This is a genomic window from uncultured Brevundimonas sp. (genome assembly GCF_937870815.1).
GTDB lineage: Bacteria > Pseudomonadota > Alphaproteobacteria > Caulobacterales > Caulobacteraceae > Brevundimonas.
Genome location: NZ_CALMZS010000039.1, coordinates 1 through 7,113 on the forward strand (window position 1 = coordinate 1; position 7,113 = coordinate 7,113).

Annotated in this window: 7 protein-coding genes; 5 read left to right on the forward strand and 2 right to left on the reverse strand. The window is 70.7% G+C overall.

Annotated elements, in window-relative coordinates:
* The 5 genes from Q0588_RS02700 to Q0588_RS02720 all read left to right on the forward strand — a co-directional run.
* Nucleotides 1–271 (forward strand): transcriptional repressor (locus Q0588_RS02700; RefSeq protein WP_298743529.1); only part of this gene is annotated, 271 nt, incomplete at its 5' end.
* Between the two features lie 77 nt (nucleotides 272–348).
* Nucleotides 349–1,239 (forward strand): alpha/beta hydrolase, encoded by an 891-nt coding sequence (locus tag Q0588_RS02705; protein WP_298743531.1) that lies wholly within the window; start codon nucleotides 349–351, stop codon nucleotides 1,237–1,239.
* 86 nt (nucleotides 1,240–1,325) lie between these two features.
* Entirely contained in the window at nucleotides 1,326–2,828 is a 1,503-nt protein-coding gene (locus Q0588_RS02710; protein WP_298743533.1) for a CoA-acylating methylmalonate-semialdehyde dehydrogenase, read from the forward strand.
* A 60-nt stretch (nucleotides 2,829–2,888) separates the two neighbouring features.
* A complete protein-coding gene (locus Q0588_RS02715) occupies nucleotides 2,889–3,875 on the forward strand; it encodes a hypothetical protein (RefSeq protein ID WP_298743535.1) in 987 nt (328 codons plus the stop codon).
* A gap of 84 nt (nucleotides 3,876–3,959) precedes the next feature.
* Nucleotides 3,960–4,841 (forward strand): hypothetical protein, encoded by an 882-nt coding sequence (locus tag Q0588_RS02720; protein ID WP_298743537.1) that lies wholly within the window; start codon nucleotides 3,960–3,962, stop codon nucleotides 4,839–4,841.
* A 109-nt stretch (nucleotides 4,842–4,950) separates the two neighbouring features.
* Here the strand turns inward: Q0588_RS02720 and Q0588_RS02725 are convergent, their stop codons facing one another.
* Nucleotides 4,951–6,114 carry an aminotransferase class V-fold PLP-dependent enzyme gene (locus Q0588_RS02725; RefSeq protein ID WP_298743539.1) on the reverse strand — a complete coding sequence of 388 codons (1,164 nt, stop codon included), beginning with the start codon at nucleotides 6,112–6,114 and terminating at the stop codon, nucleotides 4,951–4,953.
* Between the two features lie 114 nt (nucleotides 6,115–6,228).
* A partial coding sequence (locus tag Q0588_RS02730) for an SEC-C metal-binding domain-containing protein (protein ID WP_298743541.1) occupies nucleotides 6,229–7,113 on the reverse strand: 885 nt, incomplete at its 5' end.

Genomic DNA, 7,113 nt, shown 5'->3' on the forward strand with positions numbered 1-7,113 from the left:
GCCGGCCAAGCCGCCGACCGTCTATCGCGCGCTGGAGTTTCTCGAGCGCAAGGGGCTGGCCCACCGCATCGCCTCGATCAGCGCCTATGTGGCCTGCGCCTCCGGCGGCCGCGACCATGCGGCGGCCTTCCTGATCTGCGACTGCTGCGGCGCGACCGAGGAGGTGTCGTCGCCGGTGGCCGGGGAGCTGGGCCGCGCCGCCGACGCCGCCGGCTACGCCATCGAGCGGACCACGATCGAGGCCCACGGGCGCTGTCCCGCCTGCCAATAGGGAATTCCGCCGGTCCGGCGGGATGGGCGGACCGGCGGCCGCTGGCAATCACCGGCCCAACCGTCTATCTGCCCTGAATGGACGCGATCCGGCTCTCCCCGCCCCGCCGCCTGAGCCTGCCGGTGGACAACCGCTGGGGCGGGGGCGAGATGAGCGTGCTGGATTTCGGCGATCCCAAGCGGCCGGTCGACCTGGTCTTCGTGCACGCCAACGGCTTCAACGCCATGACCTACCGCAGCCTGCTGGCGCCGCTGTCGGGAACCCTGCGGATCTGGGCCCCGGACCTGCGCGGCCACGGCCTCACCCGGTTGCCGGCCGAGCCCCGCGGGCGGCGCGCCTGGACCGACCACCGCGACGACCTGGTCGCCCTGCTGGACGCGCTGGAGGGGCCGCCGGCGGTGGTGGCCGGCCACTCCATGGGGGCCACCACGGCCCTGCTGGCGGCGGTCGAGCGGCCGTCCCGGGTCTCGAAACTGGTGCTGCTCGATCCGGTGATCTGGCGCCGCTGGGTGGTGACGGCCCTGCAGCTGCCGGTGGTTCACCGGCTGGCCTCGCGCCTTCCGCTGGTGAAGGCCGCGCGACGCCGGCGCGCGGTGTTCGACAGCCGCGAACAGGCCATGGCGGCCTACACCGGCCGCGGCGCCTTCCGCGGCTGGCCCGAGATCATGCTGGCCGACTACCTGGCCGACGGCCTGGTCGAGACGGCCGACGGCCTGGTTCTCGCCTGCCCGCCGGAGTGGGAGGCCTCGAACTACGCGGCCCAGGGCCACGATCCGTGGCGGGCCCTGAAGCGGCTGGACCGGCCGGTGCGCATCCTCAAGGGCGAGGCCGGGTCGACCTGCCATGTGCCCGACCATCCGCGCCGCCTGCCCCGCGTCAGCGTCGAGACCGTCCACGGCGGCACCCATTTCTTTCCGATGCTGCGGGCCGACGCGGCCCGCGACGCCCTGTTCGACGCCGCGGTGTGACGCACGGCCCGACACTGGCGCCGGCGCGCCCGGCGGTCTAAACCGCGCGCCAACCAGAACAGCCGATTTCAGGGAGACGCTTCAGCATGCGCGACATCGACCACTTCATCGACGGCGCCAGTTTCACGGGCGGCTCGGGCCGGTTCTCGGACGTGTTCGACCCGAACACCGGCGAGGTCCAGGCGCGGGTGCAGCTGGCCTCGGCGGCGGAGCTGGACCGGGCGGTGCAGGCGGCCCAGAACGCCTTCGACGGCTGGTCCTCGACCAACCCCCAGCGCCGGGCCCGGGTGATGTTCGAGTTCAAGCGGCTGGTCGAGGCCAATATGGCCGAGCTGGCCGAACTGCTCAGCTCGGAGCACGGCAAGGTCATCGCCGATTCGAAAGGCGACATCCAGCGCGGCCTGGAGGTCATCGAATTCGCCTGCGGCGTCCCGCACGCCCTGAAGGGCGAATACACCTGGGGCGCCGGCCCCGGCATCGACGTCTATTCGATGCGCCAGCCGCTCGGCGTGGTGGCCGGCATCACCCCGTTCAACTTCCCGGCCATGATCCCGATGTGGATGTTCGGCGTGGCCATCGCCGTCGGCAACACCTTCATCCTCAAGCCGTCGGAGCGCGATCCGTCGACGCCGGTGCGGCTGGCCGAGCTGATGATGGAGGCGGGGGCCCCGGCCGGGGTGCTGAACGTGGTCCACGGCGACAAGGCGGCCGTCGACGCCATCCTGACCCATCCGCTGGTCCATGCGGTCAGCTTCGTGGGCAGTTCGGACATCGCCCACTACGTCTACCAGACCGGCGCGGCGCACGGGAAACGCGTCCAGGCCATGGGCGGAGCCAAGAACCACGGCATCGTCCTGCCCGACGCCGACATGGACCAGGTGATCAAGGATCTGTCGGGCGCCGCCTACGGCTCGGCCGGCGAGCGCTGCATGGCCCTGCCGGTGGTCGTCCCCGTCGGCAAGCAGACCGCCGACATTCTGCGCGAGCGGATGGTGGCCGAGATTCCGTCGCTGCGGGTCGGCGTCTCGACCGACGCCGGGGCCCACTACGGCCCGGTGGTCACGGCCCAGCACAGGGCGCGGGTCGAGGGCTGGATCGAAAAGGGCGTCCAGGAAGGCGCCGAACTGGTCGTCGACGGGCGCGGCTTCAGCCTGCAGGGCCATGAGAACGGCTATTTCATCGGCCCGTCGCTGTTCGACCACGTCACCCCGGAGATGGAGTCCTACAGGGAGGAGATCTTCGGCCCGGTGCTGCAGATCGTCCGCGCCAATTCGTTCGAGGAGGCCCTGAGCCTGCCGTCGCGGCACCAATACGGCAACGGCGTCGCCATCTTCACCCAGAACGGCCGCGCCGCCCGCGACTTCGCCGCCCGGGTCAATGTCGGCATGGTCGGGATCAATGTGCCGATCCCGGTGCCGGTGGCCTACCACACCTTCGGCGGCTGGAAGCGCTCGGCCTTCGGCGACACCAACCAGCACGGCATGGAGGGGGTGAAATTCTGGACCAGGGTCAAGACCGTCACCGCCCGCTGGCCCGACAGCGAGCTGGAGCACGCGGATTCGAGCTTCGTCATCCCGACCATGGGGTAGACTACGGACTTGACAGCCGCGCCGCGCGCGTTCTGGTTGGCAAGGTCCGTGGGGGGGAACATGCGCAGACCATTGGCGGCGCTCGCCGCGCTGATCCTGGGGTTCGCCCCGCTCGCCGCCCCGCTTGCGGCGCCCTCCGTGGCCGCGGCGCAGGTGATCGTTCCCGGGGCGCAGGGCGACGCCGCCATCGATCATATGCGCGTGGCGACCGAGGCGGCGGAGCGGGTCACCAGCCTGCTGGTGAAGGTCGCCTCCGACCCCGCCTACGCCGGCGCCCGGACGCCGGACGAGATGAGCGCGGCGATCGCCGCCATGCGCGGTGATCTGGCGAGCTCGCGCCGCGAGATACAGGACATCGTCCGCAGACTGAATTCGCTGCCCCGGGTCGCCGGCGAGGCCGATCCGGTCGAACTGCGCCTGGTCGACCGGGTGGTGGTCGACATCGCCCGCTTTTCGGCCGGGGTCGATGAGCTGCTGGCGGCGGTGGAGGGGCTTGGTGACGCGCTGACGGCCGGCGATCAGGCCCGGATCGAACAGTCCGCGACCGCGCTGGTGAGAGGCTCGGTAGCCGTGATCGAGGCTCAATCCCTGATGCTGCGGGCCCGTTTGCCGATGGTGCCTTCGGACAGCTCCAGCTATGCGCAGGTGACCAGCCTGGCCTGCTTCTACGAAGGCTTCGCCGCCTTCCAGCGCGGCACCCTCAACCTTGTCCGCCCCGAAGACGCCGGCGCCGGCATGGAGCGCGCCGTGGGCTGCATGACGGGGGAGAACACCCGCGGGCAGGCCGCCATCGAACGGGAGGTGTCCGTCGACCACCAGGACCCCCGGCTGAACGGCATCCGCGACGGGCTGGCGCCAGTGCACCTGGCGATGTTCAAGGAACTGGAGGGCGCCGCCGCAATGATGGACGAGGCGCGGCGGGCGCTTCTTCGCGGGGACAGCGTGGCCTCGCTGATGAAATACGCCGACCGGACCACCGAGTTCGAACAGCGGTTCCAGGTTCTTGTCAGTCAGGAAGTGGATGTCGTCGAGCGGCAGGGACGATAAGGTTCGCCTCCCCGACGTTCGGGGGTGCGCAAAGCGTCGGCAGGGGTTAACCTGCCCGGCACAGTGAAGCTGGAGCGCCGCCGTATGCGTCGGATATTCGTCTGGTCAGCCCTCGCCGCCCTGACGGGGCTGATCCTCGCGATCGGCGGCTTCTGGGCCTATCAGCATTTCTACGCCCGCTTCCAGCCGGTGACGGTGACCCGCAACCAGGCGCTTATCCAGCAGCTGCTGGACGAGTCGTCGTGGCTGTCGGCCGGCGGCGGCGGCGAGCCGCTGTACATCGTCGGCTATCGCGACTCGGCGGCCATGCAGCGCTACGAGCGCGAGGAGGCGCCCAAGCTGAGGGCGGCCGGGGTCGAGGTGCGGATCATCGTCTTCGCGCGGCCGGACCGGGAGGGGCTGGCGCAATCGACGGCGGCGGAGCGGGCCACCGTGGCCGAGCTGTGGCTGACGCGCGACTGGACGCTGTACCAGCGCTGGACCGCCACGCCGTCGAACAACTGGACCGCGGCCGGCATTCCCGCCGCCGACGGCAGCCTGGCGCGGGGGGCGGTGGTCGAGGCGGGGCGCGATTTCGTCGGCGAACTGACCGGGGCCCTGCGCGGGGAAGGCCTGACGATCGGCTATCCGCTGGTGATCTGGCGCGACCGCGAGGGCTATATGAAGGCCTGCGCCTGTTCGGACAGCCGCTCGTGGGCCTTCGTCCGCGACGACCTCGACGCGCCCGACCGGGTCAGTCCCTCCGTGGTCGGGCCCGACGGGGGAGCGCCGTCGACGGCCTATCCGGGCGAGGGCGGCCCCGGCGGCCTGGCCTATCCGACCCTGCCCCCTCTCGCGCCCGCCGACGGCGAGCCGGCGGCGGCTCCCGGCGCGACGCCGGCGCCCGCTCCGGCCCGCCCGGCCGCCCCGCCGGCGCCGCGCAAGGCTCCGGAGCCGAAGAAGCAGGACGACGCCACCTTCTTCTGAAATGTCGCCGATGTCGCGGTTGTCGCGGGTCTTGTCCCTGAAGTATCGGCCCCGATGTCGCGGATGTATCGCCCGGGCGTAGCTGTGGACAAGCTGTGGACAACAGCCGTCACAGCACCCGGTTGCAGACCTCGATCAGCCGTTCGACGTCCGCCTCGTCCTGATACAGGCCGAAGCCGAAGCGGATCGTGTCGTCGCGCACGTCGGTGACCACATCGGCCTCCAGCAGCCGGGCCCGCCACGCCTGGGCGTCGGGATGGCGGAAGGCGAGAAAGCGCGCCCGCCCGGTCTCGTTCGACACCGGATTGGCCAATCCGGCGTCCGCCAGCCGCCCGGCCTCGCCCGCGGCGGCGGCGTCCTGGAGGCGCCGCATCAGCCCGCGCGCGTGACCGGCGATCGCCGCGGTGGTCAGGCCCGCTTCGTCGAGCATCCGGCGCACGGCGTTGAAGCGGTACAGCGGCGTGGGATCGAAGGTCGCGCCCCAGAAGCGTCCGGCGTCGGCGCGGTAGCGGACCGCCTCGGGCCGGCCGGTCAGGTCGCCGAACTCGGCGAACCAGCCGGTCTCGACCGGCCGCGGGCAGAAGCCGTCCGGGGCGTGCAGCAGGCCCGCGCCCTCGCCGGACATGGCGTATTTATAGCCCCCGGCGACGTAGAACAGCCGGTCGGCGACGGCCGAAAGGTCGGTCGGCGCGGCCATGAAGCCGTGATAGCCGTCGACCAGCACCCACGGCCCGGCCGGGTCGGCCAGGGCGGCGAGGTCGGCGATCCGGCCGAAGACCTGGCCGGTCCTGAAGAAGATCTGGCTGACGACGATCCAGTCGAAACCGCCGGTCCGCGCCGCCTCGACGAAGCGGTCGTCGAAGGTCTCGAACGGGTGCAGCGGGATACGGGTGATCGCCGCCTCGCCGGCCTCCTCCCAGCGCTCGCCCTGGCGGCGGAACGAATGGAATTCGCCGTCCGTGGACAGGATCCGCGCCGGCTTCCTCTCAAGGCCCGAGAAGAGCCGCAGCAGGAAGTCGTGGGTGTTGGGCGCGAACACGACCGTGTCCGGCGACGGCAGGTTCAGCTCGCGGGCCACCTGGCCCTGGGCCTCCGGGACGACCTCGCCGAAGATCAGGTCCCATTTGCGGTCGGCGAATTTGTTCGCCTCGACCCAGGCCCGGACCTGGCCGTCGAACGAGGCGTCGGGCCACAGATGGTGGCTATGGGCCGCGAAATGCAGCCGCCCGGGGTCGAGCGACAGGGCGCGGGAGAACAGGGGCTTGAAGCTCATGCCCCTCATTCCCGCGAAACGCTCCCGGGCTCAAGCCGAGGGCGACGGCGCCCTGGAGCCTGATTCACGGCCTCGGCGGAATCGCGAAGCGATTCCTCCTCAACCGATCAGGCTCTAGACCAGCGCCCCGTGGCAGTGTTTGAATTTGCGGCCGGAGCCGCACGGGCAGTCGGCGTTGCGCGGGGTGCGCGCCCAGTTGACCGGCAGGGTCTCGACCGGCAGCCGGGCGCGGTCCTCGCCCTGCAGCAGGCCCTCGGGCAGCTGGGCCATGGGGTCGGCCATCTCGTTCTCGCCGGTGCCGGGATTCAGGTGGATCTCCTGGAACTCGGGCAGCTCCATGGGCGGCGGCGCCTCGAAGCGGAATTCGACCGTCATCAGCCAGCGGGTGACGTTGTGGCGCAGCTCGTAGAGCAGCGTCTCGAACAGGTTGAAGGCCTCGGTCTTGTATTCGTTCAGCGGGTCGCGCTGGCCGTAGCCGCGCAGGCCGATGACCCCGCGCAGGTGGTCGAGATGGACCAGGTGCTCGCGCCAGCTCATGTCGATCATCTGGAGCATGAACTGCTTTTCCAGACCGCGGGTCTGCTCGGCCCCGATCAGCGCCAGCCGTTCGGCGGCGCGGGCGTCGGCGGCGGCCACCAGCCGCTCCTCGATCTCCTCGTTCGAGACGCCTTCCTCGGCGGCCCAGTCGTGCAGCGGCAGCTCCAGACCGAGGGTCGACTTGACCTTCTCGTCGAGGCCGTCGATGTCCCACTGCTCGGCATAGGCCTTGGGCGGCATATGTTTTTCGATCAGGTCGGAGATGACGTCGTTGCGGAACTCGCCGACCAGTTCGGACAGGTCGGTCGAGTCCATGAATTCCTGGCGCTGCTCGAACACCGCCTTGCGCTGGTCGTTGACGACGTCGTCGTATTTCAGCAGGTTCTTGCGGATGTCGTAGTTGCGGGTCTCGACCCGCTTCTGGGCGGTCTCGACGGCGCGGTTCAGCCACGGGTGGCTGAT